General features: G+C 69.7%; 24 protein-coding genes. 15 read left to right on the forward strand and 9 right to left on the reverse strand.

Going from position 1 to position 22,568, the window contains the following annotated elements:
• Positions 1–12 precede the first annotated feature (12 nt).
• Entirely contained in the window at positions 13–258 is a 246-nt protein-coding gene (locus ACWCOV_RS25975; RefSeq protein WP_449831908.1) for a type B 50S ribosomal protein L31, read from the reverse strand.
• Positions 255–1,361, reverse strand: a complete 1,107-nt coding sequence (locus ACWCOV_RS25980; RefSeq protein WP_449831909.1) for a CobW family GTP-binding protein — start codon at positions 1,359–1,361, stop codon at positions 255–257. Before ACWCOV_RS25980 ends, ACWCOV_RS25975 begins: the two co-directional genes overlap by 4 nt.
• Before the next feature lie 73 nt (positions 1,362–1,434).
• Here ACWCOV_RS25980 and rpmG point away from each other — a divergent pair, with 73 nt between their 5' ends.
• The gene (rpmG, locus tag ACWCOV_RS25985) at positions 1,435–1,602 is read left to right on the forward strand and encodes a 50S ribosomal protein L33 (protein WP_360449989.1); all 168 of its coding nucleotides are present in this window, start codon (positions 1,435–1,437) and stop codon (positions 1,600–1,602) included.
• On the forward strand, positions 1,602–1,907 hold the full coding sequence (gene rpsN, locus ACWCOV_RS25990; RefSeq protein ID WP_449831910.1) for a 30S ribosomal protein S14: 306 nt from the start codon (positions 1,602–1,604) through the stop codon (positions 1,905–1,907). The genes rpmG and rpsN overlap by 1 nt, the downstream gene beginning before the upstream one ends.
• Before the next feature lie 93 nt (positions 1,908–2,000).
• On the opposite strand, the gene ACWCOV_RS25995 is transcribed toward rpsN, so the two are convergent.
• From ACWCOV_RS25995 to ACWCOV_RS26010, 4 genes are all read right to left on the reverse strand, one after another.
• The gene (locus ACWCOV_RS25995; RefSeq protein WP_449831911.1) at positions 2,001–3,515 is read right to left on the reverse strand and encodes a carboxylesterase/lipase family protein; all 1,515 of its coding nucleotides are present in this window, start codon (positions 3,513–3,515) and stop codon (positions 2,001–2,003) included.
• A 69-nt stretch (positions 3,516–3,584) separates the two neighbouring features.
• Positions 3,585–4,343 carry an IclR family transcriptional regulator gene (locus tag ACWCOV_RS26000; RefSeq protein WP_449831912.1) on the reverse strand — a complete coding sequence of 253 codons (759 nt, stop codon included), beginning with the start codon at positions 4,341–4,343 and terminating at the stop codon, positions 3,585–3,587.
• A 23-nt stretch (positions 4,344–4,366) separates the two neighbouring features.
• Positions 4,367–4,561 (reverse strand): hypothetical protein, encoded by a 195-nt coding sequence (locus ACWCOV_RS26005; protein ID WP_449831913.1) that lies wholly within the window; start codon positions 4,559–4,561, stop codon positions 4,367–4,369.
• Complete coding sequence (locus tag ACWCOV_RS26010; RefSeq protein WP_449831914.1) at positions 4,558–5,454, reverse strand: GNAT family N-acetyltransferase; 897 nt, start codon at positions 5,452–5,454, stop codon at positions 4,558–4,560. Before ACWCOV_RS26010 ends, ACWCOV_RS26005 begins: the two co-directional genes overlap by 4 nt.
• Positions 5,455–5,514: 60 nt before the next feature.
• Here ACWCOV_RS26010 and hutH point away from each other — a divergent pair, with 60 nt between their 5' ends.
• From hutH to hutI, 9 genes are all read left to right on the forward strand, one after another.
• The gene (hutH, locus tag ACWCOV_RS26015) at positions 5,515–7,107 is read left to right on the forward strand and encodes a histidine ammonia-lyase (protein ID WP_449831915.1); all 1,593 of its coding nucleotides are present in this window, start codon (positions 5,515–5,517) and stop codon (positions 7,105–7,107) included.
• A gap of 20 nt (positions 7,108–7,127) precedes the next feature.
• A complete protein-coding gene (hutU, locus tag ACWCOV_RS26020) occupies positions 7,128–8,783 on the forward strand; it encodes a urocanate hydratase (RefSeq protein ID WP_449831916.1) in 1,656 nt (551 codons plus the stop codon).
• A 128-nt stretch (positions 8,784–8,911) separates the two neighbouring features.
• Entirely contained in the window at positions 8,912–9,910 is a 999-nt protein-coding gene (locus tag ACWCOV_RS26025) for an ABC transporter ATP-binding protein (RefSeq protein WP_449831917.1), read from the forward strand.
• Entirely contained in the window at positions 9,907–10,566 is a 660-nt protein-coding gene (locus ACWCOV_RS26030; RefSeq protein WP_449831918.1) for an ABC transporter permease, read from the forward strand. The genes ACWCOV_RS26025 and ACWCOV_RS26030 overlap by 4 nt, the downstream gene beginning before the upstream one ends.
• Before the next feature lies 1 nt (position 10,567).
• Positions 10,568–11,218: an ABC transporter permease gene (locus ACWCOV_RS26035; protein WP_449831919.1), complete on the forward strand. Its 651-nt coding sequence runs from the start codon at positions 10,568–10,570 to the stop codon at positions 11,216–11,218.
• Between the two features lie 97 nt (positions 11,219–11,315).
• On the forward strand, positions 11,316–12,248 hold the full coding sequence (locus ACWCOV_RS26040) for an ABC transporter substrate-binding protein (protein WP_449831920.1): 933 nt from the start codon (positions 11,316–11,318) through the stop codon (positions 12,246–12,248).
• Positions 12,245–13,432 carry an allantoate amidohydrolase gene (locus ACWCOV_RS26045; RefSeq protein WP_449831921.1) on the forward strand — a complete coding sequence of 396 codons (1,188 nt, stop codon included), beginning with the start codon at positions 12,245–12,247 and terminating at the stop codon, positions 13,430–13,432. Before ACWCOV_RS26040 ends, ACWCOV_RS26045 begins: the two co-directional genes overlap by 4 nt.
• Positions 13,429–14,739 (forward strand): formimidoylglutamate deiminase, encoded by a 1,311-nt coding sequence (locus tag ACWCOV_RS26050; RefSeq protein WP_449831922.1) that lies wholly within the window; start codon positions 13,429–13,431, stop codon positions 14,737–14,739. The genes ACWCOV_RS26045 and ACWCOV_RS26050 overlap by 4 nt, the downstream gene beginning before the upstream one ends.
• Positions 14,736–15,899 carry an imidazolonepropionase gene (hutI, locus tag ACWCOV_RS26055; RefSeq protein WP_449831923.1) on the forward strand — a complete coding sequence of 388 codons (1,164 nt, stop codon included), beginning with the start codon at positions 14,736–14,738 and terminating at the stop codon, positions 15,897–15,899. The genes ACWCOV_RS26050 and hutI overlap by 4 nt, the downstream gene beginning before the upstream one ends.
• Before the next feature lie 19 nt (positions 15,900–15,918).
• On the opposite strand, the gene ACWCOV_RS26060 is transcribed toward hutI, so the two are convergent.
• From ACWCOV_RS26060 to ACWCOV_RS26070, 3 genes are all read right to left on the reverse strand, one after another.
• Complete coding sequence (locus ACWCOV_RS26060; RefSeq protein WP_449831924.1) at positions 15,919–16,833, reverse strand: DUF559 domain-containing protein; 915 nt, start codon at positions 16,831–16,833, stop codon at positions 15,919–15,921.
• Positions 16,834–16,977: 144 nt separating this feature from the next.
• Positions 16,978–17,370, reverse strand: coding sequence for a phosphoribosyltransferase family protein (locus ACWCOV_RS26065; RefSeq protein WP_449831925.1), 393 nt, complete (start codon positions 17,368–17,370; stop codon positions 16,978–16,980).
• Positions 17,371–17,554: 184 nt separating this feature from the next.
• Positions 17,555–18,028: a GNAT family N-acetyltransferase gene (locus ACWCOV_RS26070; RefSeq protein WP_449831926.1), complete on the reverse strand. Its 474-nt coding sequence runs from the start codon at positions 18,026–18,028 to the stop codon at positions 17,555–17,557.
• A gap of 231 nt (positions 18,029–18,259) precedes the next feature.
• Here ACWCOV_RS26070 and dnaK point away from each other — a divergent pair, with 231 nt between their 5' ends.
• Genes dnaK through ACWCOV_RS26090 form a run of 4 tightly spaced genes read left to right on the forward strand, consistent with a single transcriptional unit; the run spans position 18,260 to position 22,487 of the window.
• A complete protein-coding gene (gene dnaK, locus ACWCOV_RS26075) occupies positions 18,260–20,119 on the forward strand; it encodes a molecular chaperone DnaK (RefSeq protein ID WP_449831927.1) in 1,860 nt (619 codons plus the stop codon).
• Positions 20,116–20,829: a nucleotide exchange factor GrpE gene (gene grpE, locus ACWCOV_RS26080; RefSeq protein WP_449831928.1), complete on the forward strand. Its 714-nt coding sequence runs from the start codon at positions 20,116–20,118 to the stop codon at positions 20,827–20,829. Before dnaK ends, grpE begins: the two co-directional genes overlap by 4 nt.
• Positions 20,830–20,856: 27 nt before the next feature.
• Entirely contained in the window at positions 20,857–22,032 is a 1,176-nt protein-coding gene (gene dnaJ / locus ACWCOV_RS26085) for a molecular chaperone DnaJ (RefSeq protein WP_449831929.1), read from the forward strand.
• Complete coding sequence (locus tag ACWCOV_RS26090) at positions 22,032–22,487, forward strand: heat shock protein transcriptional repressor HspR (RefSeq protein WP_449831930.1); 456 nt, start codon at positions 22,032–22,034, stop codon at positions 22,485–22,487. The genes dnaJ and ACWCOV_RS26090 overlap by 1 nt, the downstream gene beginning before the upstream one ends.
• Positions 22,488–22,568: the final 81 nt, after the last annotated feature.

Raw genomic sequence — 22,568 nt, forward strand, 5'->3', positions numbered from 1 at the left:
CGAAGCCGGGGGTTACGACTTGCCGTAGCGCTTCTTGAACTTCTCGACCCGGCCCTGGGTGTCCATCACGCGCTGCTGGCCCGTGTAGAACGGGTGCGTCGCGGACGAGATCTCGACGTCGACGACCGGGTAGGTGTTCCCGTCGTGCCACACGATGGTCTCGTTGCTCTCGCGCGTCGAACCGGTGAGGAAGCTGAAGTCGCCGGACTTGTCCCGGAAGACGACCCGGCGGTAGTCGGGGTGGATGTCCTTCTTCATGCAGCAGTACTTCCTTCCAGATAAGGGGCGAACGGGTCGGTCAGGGGGTGGACCGCTTCGTCCGCACGCAGGACACAACCATCCAGACGCTCGCGTAATTCCCGCATGTCCAGGCCGACCCCGGTAATGGACAGATACGACGCCCGGTCGCCGTGATCCGGATGCCACTCGAGCGCCGATCGGGCCTGGTGCTGCTGGCCGACCCCGGGCCAGCGGTCGGCCGGGAGGTCGGCCAGCCACGGACCGAGCACGCCGATCGAGATGTTGGTGCCGAAGCTGTCCCAGCTCAGCCGGTTGCGGTGCTGGGTCGCGATCCATACCGTCCCGCGGCCGCGCGCGGTACCGGCGACCAGATCCTCCAGGGCGTCGTACAGCCGCTCCGGGTGGAACGGCCGGTCGGCCTGCCAGACCAGGGTCCGGACCAGGCCGCTCTCGGTGGTCGCGCAGATCGAGCCGGGCTCGGTCCAGGTCTCGGCGGCGTCCGGGTCGTGCAGCCGTACGCCGAGCAGCCCGGCCGGGGTGGTCCGGACCAGAAGCTGTGGATTGATCGCCTGGGTGAGCGCCCGGACGGTCTCGTCCTCGCTGCTGAGCACGACCGCGTTGGCGTACTCGAGCTGGCGGGCGACCACCTCGGCGATCGCACGGCCGTCCTCGGCGGCGGTCGGGATCCCGCGGTCCTGGATCAGCTGGTCGCCGGTGAGATCGTCGATCACGGTGCCGGTGTCGACCGTGGTCACGACCGCGTCCACCCGCAGCTCGCCGCCGGCGTCGCGGGCGATCTCCTCGGCGACCGCCTGGGTGTCCCCGGCGCCGGGGACGGACACGATCGCGGCGTCGTACCGCTCGACTGCCGCGATGCTGACCAGCAGGGCGACCAGGGAGCCGCGCATCGCGCAGGAGACGCACGGGTGGCTCATCCGGATCACCTCGCGGTCGATCACGCCGCCGGCGGTCCGGGCGATCCGTACGACGGACCCGTCGGCCAGTCCTGCGACGTCGTACTCGACCAGTACGCCGCGCGGGCCGGCCGCGGCCAGCAGGTTCCCCGCCACCGCGCCGCGGAACCGCTCGTCGATCCCCGTGAGCAAGGTCACCGGCAGCATCCACACTCCCTTATTGAAAATGATTACCAGTACAACGTACACTGTGGATCGCAGTTGAGGAAAGGAACCCAGTATGGCCAAGCGCAACGACCTCCGCCCGATCGTCAAGCTCCGCAGCACGGCGGGCACCGGCTTCACCTACGTAACGCGCAAGAACCGGCGGAACAATCCCGACCGCCTGGTGATGCGCAAGTACGACCCGGCCGTCCGGCAGCACGTGGACTTCCGCGAAGAGCGCTGATGGCGAAGACCAGCAAGATCGCCAAGAACGAGCAGCGCAAGCGGACCGTCGCCCGGTACGCCGCGCGCCGCGCCGAACTGAAGCGGATCATCGCCGACCCGCGGTCCACCTTCGAGGACCGCGGCGCGGCGCAGCTGAGCCTGCAGAAGCTGCCGCGGGACGCGAGCCCGATCCGGGTCCGCAACCGCGACGTCGCCGACGGCCGCCCCCGCGGTTACCTGCGGAAGGCCGGCATCTCGCGCGTTCGCTTCCGCGCCATGGCCCACCGCGGCGAGCTCCCCGGCATCACCAAGTCTTCCTGGTAGTGCCCGCCCCGCGACGTGGATGCCGCGGCCCGGGCGTACGACGGCCCTCCCCGAAGTCAGGTGGCTTCGCGGAGGGCCGTCGTACGTGGTCGATCACAGCCAGAAGGCGACTCGGTGGTCGGTGACGAAGTCGGTTCGGGTGGCGCCGGTCGGGGTGAGGGACTGGATGGTCCGATCGGTCGGGCGGGTGCGCGGCCAGGGCGTGGTGCCGGTGCGGGCGAAGTCGGCCCAGGTGGTGATGAGTTGGTCGGCGTACTCCTGCTGCGGTGGCTCGAGGACCGCCAGGTCGAAGAAGTAGGCGACGTCGCTGAGGTGGTGCGAGCCGACGGGCCAGGTCGGCTTGGGCGCTCCGGCGTACCAGGGCGCCTCGCCGGCGAACTCGACCGCGTACGTCGGCATGCGCTTCGACAGGATGCGGTTGGTCTTCGCGGCGGGGGTGGCCCAGTGCGAGTCCGTCATGACGGTGGCGAGGGCGCGGCCGGCGGGCCGGATGTCGGCGTACTCGGCCAGGATCTTGTCGGCGGTTGATCCGAAGGTTTCGCGTACGGCGGTTTCGTACTCCGTCTGCGTGATCGGCTGGCCGAAGACCTCCTGAGCGCCGTACCGACCAGCCTCCTCGTCGTGGTTGACGGCGTGCAGGACCGGCACCTTGGCGACCATTCTCTTGGCCGGGTGCCAGGGGAGCACCCGCCCACCGAGCACCGGTCCGAACTCCGCGTCCGCGGTTGCTGCGAGCAGCCGGTCGGCGGGGATGTCTCTGAGGCATGCGGCCGTCTTGCAGTTCAGCTCTTTCGCGAGGCCGCGGCTGTAGTCGTGGGCGACTGATCGCGGTCTCGGCGCCGCGTAGTTGGTTGCGGAGTACTCCTGCGCGCAGGGTCCGCTCTGGATGATCGCCCGGTCGAACAGTCCGGCCGCGGTGGGGGAAGCCAGGTGGTCGCAGACGCTGTAGGCGCCGGCCGACTCACCCATCAGGGTCACGTTCCGGGGGTCACCACCGAAGGCCGCCGCGTTCCGCCTGACCCAGCGGAGTGCGGCCTGCTGGTCTTCCAGTCCGTAGTTGCCCGAGTCGCCGCCGAGCAGCGGACTGGCGAGAAACCCGAAGGCACCCAGCCGGTATTGCACCTGCACCACGACGACGTCACCGCGGCCGGCGAACCTGTTGGGGCCGTACAAGCTGTTGGCGCCGTTGGTGAAGCTGCCGCCATGAATCCAGACGACGACCGGCCGCTTCTTCCCGTCCGTGGTCGGCGTCGTCACATCTAGATACAGACAGTCCTCATTGGCGCCGGCGACACCGACCGGGTGCTCTGGTTGGGCGCAACTGTTCGCAAACTTCGTCCCGTCCCGAACTCCGGTCCAGGCTGCGGCGGGCCGTGGCGACCGCCATCGCTCAGGCGGAGCGGCGTACGGGATCCCTCGAAAGGTGCGGACGTGATCCTGAACCATGCCGCGGATCAACCCACCTTCCGTCCTGACAACCACCCCCTCGTCGGCAGCCGCAGGCACGATCCCCACGACCCCGAGCCCAACAGCCCCAACCACAGCAACCAACCCACGAACCACGGTGCTCCTCCTGACTAGCGGCAGGTCCCCAACCCTTCCGCCCACAACCAGCGCACACAGTCAGCCCACGTCCCCACCTGAGGTGGTGCTAAGCCCACTCAGTGGTTGTGGTGACTACCCGCGCAGGCGGCGGGTGAGGGCGGTGGCGGCTTGGCGGGTTCGGTGGGCCAGGAGGCGGCGGTCGGTGGGGGGTACGGCGTCGGTGCGGAAGGTTACGCTGATGGCTGCGACCGGGTGCCCGGCGTGGTCGACTGCGGCGCTGGCGACGGACGAGAAGCCAGGGCTGATGAAGGAGTCCTCGACTGCGAAACCCTGGCGTTTCTCGTCGGCGAGAAGGCGCCGCAGTTGAGTGAGCGTCTGCGGGCCCAGGTCCGTCCGCCGGACGAAACTCTCCGGGCTGGGGAACAACGCCCGTACCTGAGCCGCCGGCAACTCGGCAAGCAATGCGCGACCAGACGCGGTCAGCGTCGCCGGCAACCGCACCCCGACGTCCGTCACGAGCGTGACCGGGCGCGGCGGCTGTTCCTTCAGCAGGTAGACGAGCTCCCGCCCATGGAGTACGCCGAGATGCGCCGTCTGACCCACCTCAGCCACCAACTGGACGAGCAGCGGCCGAGCCAACCGCTCCAGCGGATCGTGCCGCAGGTACGCCGACCCGATCTCGAACGCGGCCACCCCGAGCCCGTACCGCTTCTCCTCCGGCAGGTGCACCACGAAGCCTTCGTCGATCATTGCTCGCAGCAAGTGGTACGTCGACGAGCGCGGCAGGCCGACCGCGGAGGCGATGCGCTCCATCGGCACCGGTCCGGGCTGGGTGGCCAGGAACGTCAGTACCCGCAGCGTGCGGGTCGAGGCGGGAACGTTGCCGCTCACAACGGCAGCGTAGCCGCGAAGTCTCAGATTCCGGACGATTCCCGGGACTTGGCGCGGCTGCGGCGCAGCCACTGCCGGATTCCCTCGCCGGCGAGCGCGAGCCCGAACAGGCCACCGGTGATCGCCCAGTCGATGTCCTGGTCGTCACCCGAGGTGAGGATGCCGACCACCACCGCGAGGATGCCGAAGAACGTGAGGGACAGCACGATTCGATTCACAGGGCCTTCTCCGCGGTCCAGGCGCTCGACGACACTTCGTAGCCGAGCCAGGTGTTCACTGCGAGCATCGGGGCGTTCCCCGCGTCGTTGCCGGCGTACGCGGCGACGAAGCCCGCGTCCCGGGCCTGCGCCAGCGCGGCCGACTTCACCACCTTCGCCAGCCCGCGACCGCGTGCCGGCGGGATGGTGCCGGTCAGGTTCGACCAGATCACCTTCCGCTCCGGGTCGGCCGTCGTGGTGACGAACGACAGCACGGTGTCGCCGTCCAGTACGGCGAAACTGAGATCGCGCCGCAGATCCGGGTGTCCCCAGTCGACGGCCAGCCATTCGTCGTACGGCAGCGAGAACGACAGCCCGCTCGGATCGCCGCCGGTGACCGCCACGACCGCCTGCCACAACTCCCGTGGATCGACTTGGTCGTAATCAGCCAGGCGCAACCCGGAAGGTGCGGCGGCCGGTGGCGGTACGGCGCTCAGATCGGCTCGGGAATGGGACATCCGGCGACCGATGGTGAACCCTTGCCGGGTCGCGAACTGCTTCGACTCGGCATCGTCCGCGACGACGACCAGCAGTGCGACGGCGCCCGCCTTCACCGCTTCGGCACCGACGGCCTCGGCCAGCGCGCTGCCGATGCCACACCTTCGCACCGCCGGCGGGACCTGTACGGCGATTCGGACCCGTGGGCCGCGTTCGCCCGGGTCGGGCAGGTAGACGGTCCCGAAACCGGCCACGTCCCGGCCGTCGACAGCGACCAGGACCACCTGGCTCTTGCCGGTTCGCAGTTGGGCTTCGATCCCGCGGGCCGTCTTCACCAACTGCGGCATCGTGGCTGCCCAAACTCGGGCGATCCCCGCCGCGTCCTCCGGCCGGGCCGGCCGGATCTCGAACACCATTCCTTCACTCTATGTGTCGGGCGGTCCAGCAACGTGTCTCAGATCCGAGACAGAAAGTGCATGGCGCTGCTGTCGGTTGTCCGTGCAGCGCGGTGGAATGAACGAGTGGATGAGCAGAACGAGGTAGTCGTCGGCGTCGGGCCGCTGACCGCGGCCGACGTCGTGGCGGTGGCACGGCACGGGGTCCGGGTGCGGATCGGCGACCAGGCCCTCGAGGAGATCGCGAAGTCGCGGGCCGCGATCGAGGCCCTCGCGCACGCGGACACCCCGCACTACGGGGTCTCGACCGGTTTCGGCGCCCTCGCGACCCGGCACATCGCGCCGGAGTTGCGGGCGCAGTTGCAGCGCAGCCTGGTCCGGTCGCACGCGGCCGGCTCCGGCCCCGAGGTGGAGACCGAGGTCGTCCGCGCCCTCACCCTGCTCCGGCTGTCGACGCTCGCGACCGGCCGCACCGGCGTGAAGGTCGAAACGGCCCAAGCGTACGCCGGTCTGCTCAACGCCAACCTGACTCCGGTGGTGCACGAGTACGGCAGCCTCGGCTGTTCCGGTGATCTCGCGCCGCTGTCCCACGTCGCTCTCGCGGTGATGGGTGAGGGCTTCGTGCGAGATGCCGAAGGCAACCTTCTGGACGCCGGCGACGCACTGCGGGCCCATGGCCTGACTCCCGTCGTACTCGCGGAGAAGGAGGGGCTGGCGCTGATCAACGGCACCGACGGCATGCTCGGCATGCTGGTGCTCGCGCTGGCCGACCTCGACCGGCTGTTCAAGACCGCCGACCTCGCCGCCGCGATGAGCGTCGAGGCGCAGCTCGGCACCGACCGGGTGTTCGCCGACGACCTGCAGGCGCTGCGGCCGCATCCCGGTCAGCGGTCCGCCGCGGCGAACCTGCGCGCGATCCTCGCCGACAGCGCGATCGTTGCGAGCCACCGCGGTCCCGAGTGCAACCGCGTCCAGGACGCCTACTCGCTGCGGTGTTCGCCGCAGGTGCACGGCGCCGCTCGCGACACCGCGGCGCACGCGGCCACGGTCGCCGACCACGAGCTCGCCGCCGCGATCGACAATCCGGTCGTGCTGCCGGACGGACGGGTGGAGTCGAACGGCAACTTCCACGGTGCGCCGGTCGGCTACGTGCTCGACTTCCTCGCGATCGCCGTCGCGGACCTGGCCAGCATCAGCGAACGCCGTACCGACCGCTTCCTCGACGTCGCCCGGAACCACGGGCTGAACGCGTTCCTCGCCGACGACCCCGGGGTCGACAGCGGTCACATGATCGCGCAGTACACACAGGCCGCGATCGTGTCCGAGCTCAAGCGGCTCGCCGTACCGGCCAGCGTGGACTCCATCCCGAGCAGCGCGATGCAGGAGGACCACGTCTCGATGGGCTGGTCGGCCGCACGCAAGCTGCGCAAGGCGATCGACGGGCTGCAGCGCGTCCTCGCCGTCGAGATCCTGACCGCCGCGCGGGCGCTCGACCTGCGCGCGCCGCTCACCCCGGCGCCGGCCACCGCCGCCGTCCGGGCCGCCCTCCGGGCGCACGTCCAGGGGCCGGGCACCGACCGGCACCTGGCGCCCGAGATCGAGCACTCCGTCCGCCTTGTTGCCGACGGCACCTATATCGAAGCGACCGAGGCCGTCACCGGCCCGCTGTCCTGAGCAGAAAGGCTGGATCACCCATGTCCGGACCCCGTCCTGTGCGCGCACCCCGCGGCACCACCCTGACCGCCCGCGGCTGGCAGCAGGAGGCCGCGCTGCGGATGCTGCAGAACAACCTCGACCCGGAGGTCGCCGAGCACCCCGACGAGCTGGTCGTGTACGGCGGTTCCGGCAAGGCGGCCCGGGACTGGAACTCGTTCGACGCGATGGTCCGGACCCTGACCACGCTGAAGGACGACGAGACCATGCTGGTGCAGTCCGGCCGTCCGGTCGGCGTGATGCAGACGCACGAGTGGGCGCCGCGGGTGCTGATCGCGAACTCGAACCTGGTCGGCGACTGGGCCACCTGGGAGGAGTTCCGCAAGCTCGAGGCGATGGGGCTGACCATGTACGGCCAGATGACGGCCGGCTCGTGGATCTACATCGGCACCCAGGGCATCCTGCAGGGCACCTACGAGACGTTCGGCGCGGTGGCCGAGAAGAAGTTCGGCGGCTCGCTGGCCGGCACCATCACGCTGACCGCCGGTCTCGGCGGCATGGGTGGCGCCCAGCCGCTGGCGGTGACGATGAACGACGGTGTGGCGATCTGCGTCGACGTCGACTCCTCGCGGATCGACCGGCGGATCGAGCACCGGTACCTCGATGTCCGCGCCGGGTCGCTGGAGGAGGCGCTGCGGCTGGCCGAGGACGCCAAGAAGGCCCGGCGTCCGCTCTCGATCGGTGTCCTGGGCAACGCCGCGGTGATCGTGCCGGAGCTGCTGGAGCTGGGCGCCCCGATCGACATCGTCACCGACCAGACCTCGGCGCACGACCCGTTGATGTACCTGCCGGTCGGGATCGAGTTCGACGACTGGGCGACCGCGCGGGAGAAGGACCCGGCCGGCTTCACCGAGCGCGCGCAGGCCTCGATGGCCCGGCACGTCGCGGCGATGGTCGGCTTCCAGGACGCGGGCGCCGAGGTGTTCGACTACGGCAACTCGATCCGCGACGAGGCCCGCAAGGCCGGGTACTCGCGCGCGTTCGAGTTCCCCGGCTTCGTGCCGGCGTACATCCGGCCCTTGTTCTGCGAGGGAAAGGGCCCGTTCCGGTGGGCGGCGCTGTCCGGCAACCCGGCCGACATCGCCAGGACCGACCAGGCCATCCTCGACCTGTTCCCGGACAACGAGCACCTGGCCCGGTGGATCAAGCTGGCCGGCGAGCGGGTCGCCTTCCAGGGCCTGCCGGCCCGGATCTGCTGGCTCGGCCAGGGTGAGCGGGACAAGGCCGGGGTCCGGTTCAACGAGATGGTTGCCTCCGGCGAGCTCGAGGCGCCGATCGTGATCGGCCGGGACCACCTGGACACCGGTAGCGTCGCGTCGCCGTACCGGGAGACCGAAGGAATGCTGGACGGCTCGGACGCGATCGCGGACTGGCCGTTGCTGAACGCGATGGTGAACGTGGCCAGCGGCGCGTCCTGGGTGTCGATCCACCACGGCGGCGGCGTCGGCATCGGCCGGTCCATCCACGCCGGCCAGGTGTCGGTTGCCGACGGCACCGACTTGGCCCGGCAGAAGCTGGAACGGGTGCTCACCAACGACCCGGCGACGGGTGTCATCCGGCACGTCGACGCCGGTTACGACAAGGCAGCAGAGGTTGCCGCCGAACGGGGAGTCAGAGTTCCGATGCAGGAGGTCTGATCGCAGAGTGCGACCGTGACATTGTCTATTGTTACGGTGCACTTTCCCGGGAATGAGAATCGCGTGGCTTCGGTCTCTCGTTCCGCTAGGGTCGATCGGGCGACCGACGACGAGCGCGAAGGGGCGCCATGATCGAGTTCGAGGACGTCACCAAGCGGTATCCGGACGGCACCGTCGCCGTCGACAAGCTGTCCCTGCGGATCCCGAGCGGTCAGATCACCGTGTTCGTCGGGCCGTCCGGCTGCGGCAAGACCACGTCGTTGCGGATGATCAACCGCACCATCGAGCGGACCAGCGGAACGATCTCGATCGACGGCGAGGACATCACCGGCAAGGACCCGGTGACGCTGCGGCGCGGGATCGGGTACGTGATCCAGCACGCCGGGCTGTTCCCGCACAAGACGGTCGTGGACAACATCGCCACCGTGCCCAAGCTGCTCGGCTGGGACAAGCGCAAGACCCGCGCCACCGCGATGGAGCTGCTCGAGCGAGTCGGGCTGGACGTGAAGCTGGCCGAGCGGTACCCGGCCCAGCTGTCTGGTGGCCAGCAGCAACGAGTCGGCGTCGCGCGGGCGCTGGCGGCCGACCCGGCGATCATGCTGATGGACGAGCCGTTCAGCGCCGTCGACCCGATCGTGCGCCACCAGTTGCAGGAGGAGCTGCTCCGCCTGCAGCGCGACATCGGCAAGACGATCGTGTTCGTCACCCACGACATCGACGAGGCGATCAAGCTCGGCGACAACGTGGCGGTACTGCGAGTCGGCGGAAAGCTGGCCCAGTTCGCGCCGCCGGCCGACCTGCTCGCGAACCCGGTCGACGACTTCGTCCGCGGCTTCGTCGGGCAGGACCGCGGCTACCGCGCGCTCACCTTCGTCCACCCCGACGACCTGCCGCTCAAGCCGTTGCCGCCCGACCTCGTGCTGGACGACGACAGCAAGCCGGTCGGCTGGCGCAACGACCACGAGATCCAGCCGCTCGGCGCCGTCTTCCAGCGGGGTGACTCGCTGCGTGCCGCGCTGGACGCCGTACTGACCTCACCGAACGGCTGGGGCGTCTGCGTCGACGGCACCGGCAAGGCTGTCGGGGTGGTCGACCAGGTGATCGTCGCAGAGGCACTCCGGTCATGACCTGGGTTGCGGACAACCTCGACCTGATCTGGGCACAGCTGCGCGAGCACATCTACCTGGCGATCATCCCCGTCGTTCTCGGACTGCTGATCTCGCTACCGCTCGGCTACGTGGCGACCCGGTTCTCCTGGCTGGCGAACCCGCTGATCGCGTTCGGCGGCGTGCTGTACTCACTGCCCTCGATCGCGTTGTTCATCGTGTTGCCGGCGATCCTCGGCACCAAGGTGCTGTCCCCGGTCAACATCGTCGTGGCGCTGACCATCTATACGGTCTCGCTGCTGATCCGCAACGTGATCGACGGGTTGCGCTCAGTGCCGCCCGACGTCCGGCAGTCCGCGGTCGCGGTCGGGTACAGCTCGTTGCACCGGCTCGTCGCGGTCGACCTGCCGATCGCCGTACCGGTGATCTTCGCGGGACTGCGCGTCGTCACCGTCGCGAACATCTCGATGGTGAGCGTCGGCGCGGTGATCGGGATCGGCGGACTGGGGGAGCTGTTCACCTTGGGTTTCCAGCGGGACTTCCTCACCCCGGTCGTGGTGGGCGTGGTGCTCTCGCTGCTGCTGGCGCTGCTCGCGGACCTGATCCTCGTCGGTCTGCAGCGGATCCTCACACCGTGGTCCCGCGTGCTCGCCGCACCGCCGGTGGAGGTGGCCTGACATGTGGGAATACCTGAGCGATTCCTACAACTGGTCCGGCCCGGAAGGGATCTGGGCCCGGATCATCGAGCACGTCTGGTACACGTTTGCCGCCCTCGGGCTGTCCGCGGCGATCGCCCTGCCGGTGGGGCTGCGGATAGGCCACACCCGGCGCGGGGCCTTCCTGGCGATCAACCTGGGCAACGCGGCCCGCGCGCTGCCGAGCCTCGGCCTGCTGATGATCGCGGTGCTGCTGACCGACCAGATCGGGTTCCTGCCGGTGCTGATCGCGCTCGTCGCGCTCGGTGTCCCGCCGATCCTGGCCTCGACGTACGCCGGTCTGTCCGGTGTCGATCCGGCCACGATCGACGCCGCCCGGGGGATGGGGATGACCGGACGCGAGATCCTGACCAGGGTGGAGATCCCGATCGCGATGCCGCTGATCATCTCCGGGCTGCGCGGCGCGACCCTGCAGATCGTCTCGACCGCGACGATCGCCGCGCTCGTGTCGCTCGGCGGCCTCGGCCGCTACGTGGTCGACGGGCTGAAGCTCCGCGACTTCCCGCAGATGTTCACCGGCGCCCTGCTGGTGGCCCTGCTCGCCATCCTGCTCGACGTGATGTTCGCCCTCCTCGGCCGGGTCGCCGTCTCCGACGGGCTCAAGACCGACTGAACTGTCCGACCTACCTGATGAACTTGCCGAAGATCATCCGCCCCATCGAAACATCCACCGGCAGCGGCCGGTGGCTGACGAGACACTGGAGGCTCTCGTGTTGAGATCCACGCTCATCCGTACTGCGATCGCCGGGGTGGCCGTGCTCGGCCTGGCCGGGTGTGGGGGTGGGGGCGATCAGTTGGGCGACAGCGACGCGGGTTCCTCACCCGCGCCCGACAAGGTCACCAGCCTCACCGTCGGGTCCGCCGACTTCTCCGAGAGCCAGCTGCTCGCGGAGATCTACGGCCAGGCGCTGGCGGCGAAGGGGATCGAGGTCAAGCAGAAGCCGAACATCGGCAACCGCGAGACCTATATGGCCGCGATCAAGGACGGCTCGGTCGACCTGCTGCCGGAGTACACCGGCGCCGCGCTGCACTACTTCAAGACCGACGCCACCGAGACCGAGGACCAGGCGACGTACGACGCCCTGAAGTCCTCGCTGCCGTCCGGGCTGGAGGTGCTGGAGAAGTCGCCGGCCGCCGACGAGGACACCATCGTGGTGACCAAGGCGACCGCGGACAAGTACAGCCTGAAGTCGCTGGCCGACCTGAAGCCGGTCGCCAAGGACATGGCCGCGGGCGGCAGCTCCGAGTTCAAGGTGCGCGACGCCGGGCTGAAGGGCCTGAAGGAGAAGTACGGCGTCGAGTTCGGCAAGGAATACAAGACGCTGGACGCCGGTGGGCCGCTGAGCCTGAAGGCGCTGCTGGACAACCAGATCCAGGTGTCGAACTTCTTCACCACCCAGTCGCTGATCAAGGACAACAACCTGGTCATGCTGGAGGACCCGGAGAACATCCTGCCGCCGAACAACATCGTTCCGCTGATCCGCACCGACCACAAGTCGGACGACGTCGCGGCCGCGCTGAACGCGGTCTCGGCCAAACTGACCACGGACGCGCTGACCGACATGGTCAAGCGGATCGACGTCGGCAAGGAGTCGCCGAACGCGGTCGCCAAGGACTGGCTGTCGAAGAACCCGCTGTCTTGAGCTTCGAATCCCTGTGGGCGTCCCAGTCCGCCATCGGCCGCAGCCCCGAAACCGGCGGCTACCACCGAGGCGGCTGGACCCCCACCGAACGCGAGGCGACGCACTGGTTCACCGACCAGTGCGCCGCCCGCGGGCTCACCCTGGAATCCGACGGCATCGGCAACCTGATCGCCTGGTGGGGTCCGCCGGGTGAGCCTGGAGTGGTGACCGGCAGTCACCTCGACTCGGTGATCGACGGTGGTGCGTTCGACGGGCCGTTGGGGGTTGTGAGCGCGTTGGCTGCGGTCGATCGGTTGCGGGAGGAGGGGTTTTCGCCTTCGGTGCCTATCGGGGTCGGCGTGTTTGTGGAGGAGGAAGGGTCGCGGTTCGGGATGCCTTGTTTGGGGTCTCGGGTTGCGGCGGGAGTGTTGCCGCCGTCGCGCGCACTTGCGTTGACGGATCGGGCGGGGGTGACGTTGGCGGCTGCTCTGGAGGCGGCGGGGTTTGATCCGGCAGGGGTCGGGCCGTCGCCGTTGGTGCAGCGGATGGGGACGTTTGTCGAGCTGCATGTCGAGCAGGGGAGAGGGCTGACCGCGCCGGTGGGCGTGGCGAGCTCGATCTGGCCGCACGGGCGGTACCGGTTCACGTTCGGCGGCGAGGCCAACCACGCCGGCACCACGCTGATGGAGGACCGGCACGACCCGATGCTCACCTACGCGATGACCGCGCTTGCCGCCAACAAACAGGCCCGCCTGGCGGGAGCCCGCGCGACCTTCGGCCGGCTCTCCGTCGAGCCCAACGGCACCAACGCCGTACCCTCGCAGGTCACCGCCTGGCTCGACGCCCGGGCCGCCGACCAAACCACCCTGGAGTCGTTGCTCGCGGCAATCACCAAGCAAGCGACGGAAAGAGCGGAACGAGACGGTACGACGCTCGAGGTCGTCCCCGAGTCCGTGTCGCCGATCGTCGACTTCCCGGCCGGTCTGCGCGACCGCCTCGTCGACGTCCTCGGCGGCGCACCCGTCCTGCCGACCGGAGCCGGCCACGACGCCGGTGTGTTCTCGGCCGCCGGGATTCCGACCGCGATGCTGTTCGTGCGCAACCCGACCGGCATCTCGCACTCGCCGGCCGAGTACGCCGAAATGGACGACTGCCTGGCCGGCGTGGACGCGCTGGCCGCCGTACTGAAGGATCTCGCGAAGTGACGTCGTACTGGTGCTCGCGCGCTTTATTGCCGTCCGGGGTCGCCGAGCGGGTGCTGGTGACGATCGCCGACGGACGCTTCACCGCGGTCGAGGCCGACGCGGATCCGGGCGACGCGATCCGGCTGAACGGACTCGTGCTGCCCGGCCTCGCGAACTGCCACAGCCACGCCTTCCACCGCGCCCTCCGCGGCCGCACGCAGACCGAGCGCGGCACGTTCTGGACCTGGCGCGAGCAGATGTACGCCGTCGCGTCGATGCTGACCCCGGAGGCCTACTACCGCCTCGCCCGCGCGGTGTACGGCGAGATGGTGCTGGCCGGGATCACCGCCGTCGGCGAGTTCCACTACCTCCACCACGCCCCGGGCGGACGCCACTACGACGACCCGAACGCCATGGGCACGGCGCTGATCGCGGCCGCCCGCGACGCCGGCATCCGTATCACCTTGCTGGACACGTGTTACGTCGCCGGCGGGATCGACCAGCCGCTCAATTCGATCCAGCAACGCTTCAGCGACGGCGACGCCGCAGCCTGGGCCTCCCGCGTCGCGCAACTGACCGGCGCCGACGATGTGGTGATAGGTACGGCGGCGCACTCGATCCGAGGCGTTCCGCACGAGCAACTCGGCGCGGTCGCGGCGGCCCTGCCCGACGCACCCTTGCACATCCATCTGTCCGAGCAAGTCGGCGAGAACGCCGCCTGCCTGGATGCCTACGGCCGCACGCCGGCCCAGGTCCTCGACGAGACCGGCTTCCTCAGCGGCCGGACCAGCGCCGTCCACGCTACTCACCTCACCGATGTCGACGTGGGTCTACTCGGCAGCTCGGCGACGTACTCGTGCTTCTGCCCGACCACCGAGCGGGACCTTGCCGACGGCATCGGCCCGTCGTCGGCCTTGCGTGACGCCGGATCGCCGTTGACGCTCGGGTCGGACAGCCACGCGGTGATCGACCTCTTCGAGGAGATGCGCGCGGTGGAACTCGACGAACGGCTCGCCTCGCGGGAGCGCGGCCACTGGTCCGCCTCCGAGTTGCTCAAGGCCGCGACAGTCGACGGGCACCGTTCGCTCGGGTTCGACGACGCGGGGGTGATCGAGGTGGGCGCCCGTGCCGACCTGGTCGCCGTACGTCTGGACAGCGTGCGGACGGCGGGCACCGGAAACACTGTGGAGACAGCTGTTTTCGCCGCCTCGGCAGCTGATGTGACTGACGTGGTGGTAGGCGGACGGCAGGTAGTTGTTGAGGGCAATCATGTGAAGCTGGACGTGGCCGGTGAGCTCGCGGCCGCGATCGAGGAGGTGACCGAATGACCTCCTTGCTGCTGACCGGTATCGGTTCGTTGGTGACCAACGATTCGGCGCGTGGCGGCCTGCTCGGCGAGGTGCGGGACGCGGCCCTGGTGGTCGAGGGCGGCAAGGTCGCATGGGTGGGCGCCAGGCGCGAGGCGCCGGCCGCCGATCAGGCCGTCGACCTGGGCGGCCGCGCGGTGATCCCGGGGTTCGTCGACTCGCACGCGCATCTGGTGTTCGCCGGCGACCGGGCCGAGGAGTTCGCTGCCCGGATGACCGGTACGCCGTACTCCGCGGGCGGGATCCGGACCACGGTCGCGGCGACCCGGCAGGCCACCGACGAGGTGCTGACCGCCAACGTGGCGCGGCTGGTGACCGAGATGCGCCGGCAGGGCACGACGACGGTCGAGATCAAGTCGGGCTACGGGCTGACGGTCGCCGACGAGGCGCGCGGGCTGCAGATCGCGGGTCAGTTCACCGACGAGACCACTTATCTGGGGGCGCACGTCGTACCGGCCGAGTACGCGGAGGATCCGGCCGGCTACGTGTCGCTCGTGACCGGGCCGATGCTCGAGGCAACGGCGCAGCACGCCAAGTGGATCGACGTGTTCGTCGAGCGCGGCGCCTTCGACGGGGATCAGGCGCGGGCGATCCTGACCGCGGGGCAGGCGAAGGGCTTGCAGGCCCGGGTCCACGCCAACCAGCTCGGCGAGGGGCCGGGAGTTCAGTTGGCCTGCGAGGTCGGCGCGGCCGCGGCGGACCACTGCACCTATCTCAGTGACGCCGATATCGATGGCCTCGCCTCGACCGGGGTCGTCGCGGGGCTGCTGCCGGCGGTCGAGTTCTCCACGCGGTCGCCGTACCCGGATGCCCGGCGGCTGATCGACGCCGGAGTAACCGTCGCCCTGGCCACCGACTGCAACCCGGGCTCCGGCTACTCCTCGTCCATGCCGCTCTGCATCGCCTTGGCCGTGCGCGAGATGCACATGACCCCCGCCGAGGCTGTGTGGTCCGCGACCGCGGGCGGCGCCGCGTCACTCCGCCGCACAGACATCGGCCGACTGACACCCGGGACCCGCGCCGACCTGGCCGTGCTCGACGCCCCGTCGTACATCCATCTGGCCTACCGCCCGGGGGTGCCGCTGGTGGGGCAGACGTTCGTTGGAGGTCGCCCGGTGTGAGGGACGGACGCCCACGCCATCACAACCGCCGCAACAACCGCCCGCCCCGCCTCACGCCGACGGTTTCGCGTGAATTGTGATGGCCTGGGGATCCGGCCACCGCCTGCCGAATCATCTCCACCACCCACGTTGGGTCGAACATCACGTCCTCCCAGGAGAAGCGGAGCAGACGCCAGCCTCGGACGGTGAGGTTGACGTGCCGGCGGCAGTCTCGCGTGAGCGCCTTCCGCGTGCCGTGGTGGGCGAAGCTGTCGGCCTCCAGGGCGATCAACAGCTCGCGGTGACCAAGATCGATCCGCGCCGAGAAGCCTTCGTCCTGGACCACGACCTGCGGCTCGAAGCCTTCGATGCCCGCCTCGATCAGGAGGGAGCGGAGGGCGGACTCCAAGGCCGACTCCGCCCGTCCGTCCGCGGCGGCCGCGACACGTCGGGCGCGACGGGAACCGGGACCGCTGAGCTCGGCGGCCGCGACCTTCAGCTGGGAGCGGTCCAGGGCGCCAACGCGCAGCGCCGAGTCCGCGACAGTGAGCGCTGCGGCGAAGTGGAGTGTGCGCGCACAGTCCAGCACCGTTCGGAGCTTCCCAGTGCATCGACCGTCGGACGGGACGTCGTCGGCCCAATGCAGGTCACAGTCGAGCGGGCTCATACGGCGGTGCTGGCCGCGAGGAACGGTGATCTGGGGCTTGTCCGGCAGCTCGAGCACCGCGAAGCGGTGCAGAACGGCAGCGCTCAGATGTGACACCACCCCACCCTGGGCACGCGCGGCGGCAAGCGGGTCGCCAGCGGGCGGAATCGCGTACACACCCTTTGCGATCCGTGTGATCGCGCCGTCGGCCAGAGCTCCCCGAATGGCGCGACCCGAGACGACGGCTCGAAGCTCCGCGAAAGTCGCCGTACCCGCGCGCCGGTGCAGTACGTCGAGGACCTCGGACATACCGGGATGATCGCCGAAGCCGGCCCAAGCCCGCTCTGTGTCATCCACAGGCGGACCGCCAGGCCATCACAACGCGGCATCCGGGCGCGGGTCGCGCGTAACTGCGGAAGCCGGAGGTCAATGTGATGGCCTGGCGGTGCGCGCCTACAGCCGCCGTACGTCGATCAGTCCGCGTAGCGGTAGGTCGTGGCGCAGGCGGGCGTTGCCCAGGCCGTCGACGATGCAGGCGGCGCCGATCCACCGGGCGCCGCAGTCCCGCACCAGCGCGCGGGCGACCAGCGCGGTCGCGCCGGTGTCCGCCCAGTCGTCGACCATCAGGACGCGATCGCCGGCCTTGACCAGGCCATGGCGGAACCCGAACACGACGTGCCGATCCCGGTAGTCCGGGCCGGTCGTCCGCCGTACCCATCGGTCGCTGTCAGTCGCCGGACCGCAGTCCTTCCGGATCTCGACGAACCCGACTCCCAGCGCGGCCGCCGTCAACGCGCCGAGCATCGACCCACGTGACACCGGACCGACCACGACCGTCGGAGTCACGTCGTACAGGCGGCCCAGCGCGGGGCCCAGGTCACGCAGCAGCTCGGCGTCGCGCCACCAGCCGGTGACGTCGGCGTAACTGCTTCAGACGCTGCGATCCGTCCGCCACACGAAGGTCTCGCGCAACCGCTCCTGGATGGTCATGTCTCCAGGGTGGCCGGTCCGCGACGGTCCCGCACCCGAATTAGTCAGTGGCGAGCTCCTTCGAGCAGAGCGCCGTGGTGGTCCCGTCGGGGCGGCGGAGCTTGCCGACCTCGACGAAGTCGCGACCGGCGTGGAAGGCGAGCCCGGCGACGTCGGGTGGGTCGGACCGGATGCCGCAGACCAGCCGGTCGAAGGGCTTGGCGGACCGCTCGACCGCGCGGTAGACGGCGGTCGCGATGCCCTTGCGGCGGTGCGGCTCGGCGACCACGATCCGGTCCAGGTGCAGGAAGCGGTCGGCGTAGGTCTCGGTGAACCACTGGAACTCGAGGCCGTCGTGCGCCGAGCCGGGGGCGAAGGTGAGGACGAAGCCGGCAATCTCGCCGTCCAGGTCGATCACAGCGGCGTGGGCGGCGATCAGCCGCAGCCAGTCCAGCCGGTCCGGACCGAGAGGCTCGACCAAGCCCTCCGCGGCGGCGTTCAGGGCGAGAACCGCGGCGTCGTCAGCGGAGGTCATGGGGCGGAGCTTCACTTCTACACCATCCCACGGAAAGCCTTTGCCGCGGCAGGGGTCGCCCTGGCTGCACCCTGGGCGGGACCCCGAAATCGGGGGGCGAGGTTGGGAATGGCCCGGCGGTGTGCCATGTTGAGTCAGGTGTACTCAAGTTTGTTCAGTCACGGATTTGAAACCGGGGCGGCAGAACGGCAACATTGAGTCCGCATCACTCAACTTCGTGGAGGTAAGCACATGGCCCGCGCGGTCGGTATCGATCTCGGTACGACGAACTCCGTCATCGCCGTACTGGAAGGTGGCGAGCCCACCGTCATCCCCAACGCCGAGGGAGCGCGCACGACGCCCTCGGTGGTGGCCTTCGCCAAGAACGGCGAGGTCCTGGTCGGCGAGGTGGCGAAGCGCCAGGCCACCACGAACGTCGACCGCACCATCCGCTCCGTCAAGCGTCACATGGGTGAGGCCTGGAGCGTCGACATCGACGGCAAGAAGTTCACCCCGCAGCAGATCAGCGCGTTCGTGCTGCAGAAGCTGAAGCGGGACGCCGAGGCGTACCTCGGGGAGCAGGTCACCGACGCGGTCATCACCGTGCCGGCGTACTTCTCCGACGCGCAGCGCCAGGCGACCAAGGAGGCCGGGGAGATCGCCGGCCTGAAGGTGCACCGGATCGTCAACGAGCCGACCGCGGCCGCGCTGGCCTACGGCCTGGACAAGGGCACCGAGCAGACCATCCTGGTCTTCGACCTCGGTGGCGGCACCTTCGACGTCTCGCTGCTGGAGATCGGCGACGGCGTCTTCGAGGTGAAGGCGACCAGCGGTGACAACCACCTCGGTGGCGACGACTGGGACAACCGGATCGTGCAGTGGCTGGTGACCCAGTTCAAGAACAAGAACGGCACCGACCTGTCCGGCGACAAGATGGCCATGCAGCGGCTCACCGAGGCCGCCGAGAAGGCCAAGATCGAGCTGTCCGCCGCGGCCGAGACCACGATCCACCTGCCGTACCTGAGTCTGACCGAGTCCGGCCCGCTGCACCTGGAGGAGAAGCTCTCCCGGGCCGAGTTCCAGAAGATGACCAACGACCTGCTGGAGCGCGCCCGCGCCCCGTTCAAGGCCGTCATCAAGGACGCCGGCATCGACGTCGCGAAGATCGACCACGTGATCCTGGTCGGCGGCTCGACCCGGATGCCCGCGGTGGCCGACCTGGTCAAGGAGCTGACCGGTGGCAAGGACCCGAACAAGGGTGTGAACCCGGACGAGGTCGTCGCGGTCGGCGCCTCCCTGCAGGCCGGTGTGCTGAAGGGTGAGGTCAAGGACGTCCTGCTGCTCGACGTGACCCCGCTGAGCCTCGGCATCGAGACCAAGGGCGGCGTGTTCACCAAGATCATCGAGCGCAACACCACGATCCCGACCAAGGGCTCGGAGATCTTCACCACGGCCGAGGACAACCAGCCGTCGGTGATGATCCAGGTCTACCAGGGCGAGCGCGAGATGGCCCGGGACAACAAGTCGCTGGGCAACTTCGAGCTGACCGGCCTGCCGCCGGCGCCGCGGAACGTGCCGCAGATCGAGGTCACCTTCGACATCGACGCGAACGGCATCGTGCACGTGAACGCCAAGGACCTGGCCACCGGCAAGGAGCAGCGGATGACCGTCACCGGCGGTTCGGCGCTGCCGAAGGACGACATCGACCGGATGGTCCGCGACGCCGAGAAGTACGCCGAGGAGGACCACAAGCGCCGCGAGGCGGTGGAGAACCGCAACCAGGCCGAGAGCCTCGTCTACCAGACCGAGAAGTTCCTGTCCGAGAACGAGGACAAGGTGCCGGACGACGTCAAGACCGAGGTCAAGGACGGCGTCGCGGAGCTGAAGAAGGCGCTCGAGGGTGACGACGCCGAGGTGATCAAGGCCGCGTCGGAGAAGCTCGCGCAGTCCAGCCAGAAGATGGGCGCCGCGATGTACGCGAACGCCCAGGCCGCCGGCTCCGCCGACGAGAGGGCCTCGGCGTCCGACGGCTCCACGAGCACCGACGACGACGTGGTCGACGCCGAGATCGTGGACGAGGACCGGCCGCAGGACAAGACGGAGGACAAGTGACGGATCGACCGACTGGCAGCGAGTTCGGCGACGGTGACCCCGTCGTCCGGGACAAGCGCCGGCTCGACCCGGACACCGGCGAGCTGCGGGAGCCGTCCCTGTCGGACGCTCCCGCGGCCGGCGCCGCGCCGGGCATGCCGGGCACCCCGGGCGCGCAGCCGCCGAGGGACCCGTCGGACCTGATCGGCCCGTCCGCGCAGGAGGCTCTGCTGACCGAGGCGCTGGCCGAGCGTACGGCGGACCTGCAGCGGCTGCAGGCCGAGTACGTCAACTACAAGCGCCGGGTGGACCGGGACCGGGAGGCGTCCCGGGAGCTCGTGATCGGCTCGGTGCTGACCGAGCTGCTCGGGATCCTGGACGACATCGGCCGGGCCCGCGAGGCGGGTGAGCTGGAGGGCGCCTTCAAGGCGGTCGCGGAGTCGCTCGAGCGGGTCACCGAGAAGCTCGGCCTGGTGAAGTACGGCGAGAAGGGCGACCCCTTCGACCCGCGCATCCACGAGGCCCTGCTGCACAACTACTCCGACGAGGTGGACGGCCCGACCGCGACGATGGTCATGCAGCCGGGGTACCGCCTCGGTGAGCGGGTCCTGCGTGCGGCCCGGGTGGCCGTCTCGGAGCCGACCGAGCAGCTCCCGGCCGACGCTGCGCAGGGCGGCGTACCGGTGGAGAACACAGATGACGACAAGTCCGCAGACACCTCTGCGGAGTAAGCGAGACGACGGGAGGGGAGGCGTCGGATGAGCACTAAGGACTGGCTCGAGAAGGACTTCTACAAGGTTCTCGGCGTCTCCAAGACCGCCGAGGCCGACGAGATCAAGAAGGCCTATCGCAAGCTGGCGCGCAAGTACCACCCGGACTCCAACGCCGGTGACGCCACCGCGGAGGCCAAGTTCAAGGAGGTCTCCGAGGCGTACGACGTCGTCGGCGACCCCAAGAAGCGCAAGGAGTACGACGAGGCGCGCCGGCTGTTCGGCAGCGGCGGCTTCCGGATGCCGGGCAGCGGTGGTTCGGGCGGCGGCGGCTTCAACTTCGACGTCGGCGACCTGTTCAACCGCGGTGGCGCCGGCGGCGGGGCCGGTGGCGGCCTCGGCGACATCCTGGGCGGCATGTTCGGCGGTGGCGGCCGGACCACGACCACCACGTCGACGGCCCGCCCGCGGCGCGGCGCGGACATCGAGACCGAGGCGACGATCGAGTTCGCCGAGGCCGTGAACGGTGTCACCGTGGCGCTCCGGATGACCAGCGACGAACCGTGCAAGACCTGCCGTGGCACCGGCGCGAAGTACGGGACGGTGCCCAAGGTCTGCCTGAAGTGCGAGGGCACGGGCATGCAGACCTCGGTCCAGGGCGGCGTGTTCGCTATGACCGAGCCGTGCACCGAGTGCAAGGGCCGCGGCCTGGTCGTCGACCAGCCGTGCGAGACCTGCCACGGCTCCGGCCGCGGCCAGTCGAGCAAGACCATGCAGGTCCGCATCCCGGCGGGCGTGCAGGACCACCAGCGGATCCGGCTGAAGGGCAAGGGCGCGGCCGGCGAACGGGGTGGCCCCGCGGGCGACCTCTACGTCACCGTGCACGTGAAGCCGCACCGGATCTTCGGCCGGCAGGGCGAGCACCTGACGCTGAACGTCCCGGTGAGCTTCACCGAGGCCGCGCTGGGCGCCGAGATCAAGGTGCCGACCCTGGACGGCCTGCCCGTCACGGTCCGGATCCCCGCCGGTACGGCGAACGGCAGCAAGCTGCGCGTCCGCGGGAAGGGATCGGTCCGGCGGGACGGCACCAAGGGCGACCTGCTGCTCACCCTCGAGGTGCAGGTTCCGAACGAGCTGAGCGACGAGCAGCGCGCCAAGCTGCAGGAGTTCAGCTCCGCGTCGGACCAGCCTGACCTGCGGGCCGGGTTGTTCGGGAGTTCGTGATGAGCATCCCGTTCAGCCAGGTGCCGACCTGGGACGACCGCACCCCGATCTACGTGATCTCGGTGGCGGCCCAGCTGGCCGGCATGCACCCGCAGACGTTGCGCCAGTACGACCGGCTCGGATTGGTCACGCCGAGCCGGGCGTCCGGCCGCGGCCGGCGGTACTCGGCGTACGACGTGGCGAAGCTGCGGTACGTGCAGCACCTGTCCCAGGAAGAGGGCGTCAACCTGGCGGGAATCCGGCACATCCTCGCGCTACAGTCGGAAGTGGAGGACCTGCGCAAGCGGGTCAACCAGCTACTGGCAGAAGTCCAGCGCGGAGTCGGCGCGTCCCGGCAGACGACCGGCAGCCGGGTGTTCTCGGCCGGCCCGGCCGGTGACGTGATCGCCATGGGCCGGCAGCAGACCACGACACGCTGGATCAGGACTCAGCCCTTGGAGCTGGGCCCCCGCTGACGCGACAAGCCTGAGCTCAGGCCGGTTGAGCTGAGCCCACCGAATTCCGGGCTATGGCCGGCTGTGCCGAGCCCCTCGAAC

The sequence above is a fragment of the Kribbella sp. NPDC002412 genome, assembly GCF_053592935.1.

Bases quoted from the DNA above. Each gene is read 5' to 3' on its own strand.
- ACWCOV_RS26025 (WP_449831917.1), top strand. From the start codon at position 8,912: ATGATCGAGTTCGAGGACGTCACCAAGCGGTATCCGGACGGCACCGTC.
- hutI (WP_449831923.1), top strand. From the start codon at position 14,736: ATGACCTCCTTGCTGCTGACCGGTATCGGTTCGTTGGTGACCAACGAT.
- ACWCOV_RS26090 (WP_449831930.1), top strand. From the start codon at position 22,032: ATGAGCATCCCGTTCAGCCAGGTGCCGACCTGGGACGACCGCACCCCG.
- dnaJ (WP_449831929.1), top strand. From the start codon at position 20,857: ATGAGCACTAAGGACTGGCTCGAGAAGGACTTCTACAAGGTTCTCGGC.
- ACWCOV_RS25975 (WP_449831908.1), bottom strand. From the start codon at position 258: ATGAAGAAGGACATCCACCCCGACTACCGCCGGGTCGTCTTCCGGGAC.
- hutU (WP_449831916.1), top strand. From the start codon at position 7,128: ATGTCCGGACCCCGTCCTGTGCGCGCACCCCGCGGCACCACCCTGACC.
- ACWCOV_RS26060 (WP_449831924.1), bottom strand. From the start codon at position 16,833: ATGTCCGAGGTCCTCGACGTACTGCACCGGCGCGCGGGTACGGCGACT.
- ACWCOV_RS26010 (WP_449831914.1), bottom strand. From the start codon at position 5,454: ATGGTGTTCGAGATCCGGCCGGCCCGGCCGGAGGACGCGGCGGGGATC.
- ACWCOV_RS25980 (WP_449831909.1), bottom strand. From the start codon at position 1,361: ATGCTGCCGGTGACCTTGCTCACGGGGATCGACGAGCGGTTCCGCGGC.
- ACWCOV_RS26030 (WP_449831918.1), top strand. From the start codon at position 9,907: ATGACCTGGGTTGCGGACAACCTCGACCTGATCTGGGCACAGCTGCGC.
- dnaK (WP_449831927.1), top strand. From the start codon at position 18,260: ATGGCCCGCGCGGTCGGTATCGATCTCGGTACGACGAACTCCGTCATC.
- hutH (WP_449831915.1), top strand. From the start codon at position 5,515: ATGGCGCTGCTGTCGGTTGTCCGTGCAGCGCGGTGGAATGAACGAGTG.
- ACWCOV_RS26035 (WP_449831919.1), top strand. From the start codon at position 10,568: ATGTGGGAATACCTGAGCGATTCCTACAACTGGTCCGGCCCGGAAGGG.
- ACWCOV_RS26070 (WP_449831926.1), bottom strand. From the start codon at position 18,028: ATGACCTCCGCTGACGACGCCGCGGTTCTCGCCCTGAACGCCGCCGCG.
- rpsN (WP_449831910.1), top strand. From the start codon at position 1,602: ATGGCGAAGACCAGCAAGATCGCCAAGAACGAGCAGCGCAAGCGGACC.
- rpmG (WP_360449989.1), top strand. From the start codon at position 1,435: ATGGCCAAGCGCAACGACCTCCGCCCGATCGTCAAGCTCCGCAGCACG.